This is a genomic window from Bacillus cereus group sp. BfR-BA-01355 (assembly GCF_022663675.1).
In the GTDB taxonomy this organism is placed as follows: Bacteria; Bacillota; Bacilli; order Bacillales; family Bacillaceae_G; genus Bacillus_A; species Bacillus_A thuringiensis_S.
On the sequence record NZ_JAKUFY010000315.1, the window covers coordinates 1 to 433 of the forward strand.

Here is a 433-nt window from a genome sequence, read left to right on the forward strand (position 1 = left end):
CTCATTGCCCTTGCATTCATAATAGGAATCATAAATGGTCGCTTCTGTCGGTCCATATAAATTAATTAACCTTGTTCCCCTTTCACTAATGAGGCTATAACATTCATTTGCAAGTTCTTTATTTAAAGCTTCACCTGCTACTAGTATATATTTCAAAGATTTGATTTTTTGAACATATTCATCTCTTCCCTTTATACTTGTCATAAACATTGAAAGCATTGTTGGAACAAAACTTACCATTGTTACTTGTTTTTCATCTATGATATCCGCTATTAACATCGGGTCTCTTTCTGCATCAGGCTTTAGCATTACAACTCTTGCCCCTACCATACTCCACCAAAATATCTCACTTAGTGATACATCAAAAATATACGTAGTTTTCTGTAATATGACATCATCTTCATTCAATGGATACTTCTGTTGTAACCAAGTT

Annotated in this window: 1 protein-coding gene; it reads right to left on the reverse strand. The window is 33.5% G+C overall.

Features of this window, described 5'->3' with window-relative positions:
• Window positions 1–433: AMP-binding protein (locus MR167_RS31820; RefSeq protein ID WP_242316261.1), on the reverse strand; the 433-nt coding region annotated here is incomplete at both ends.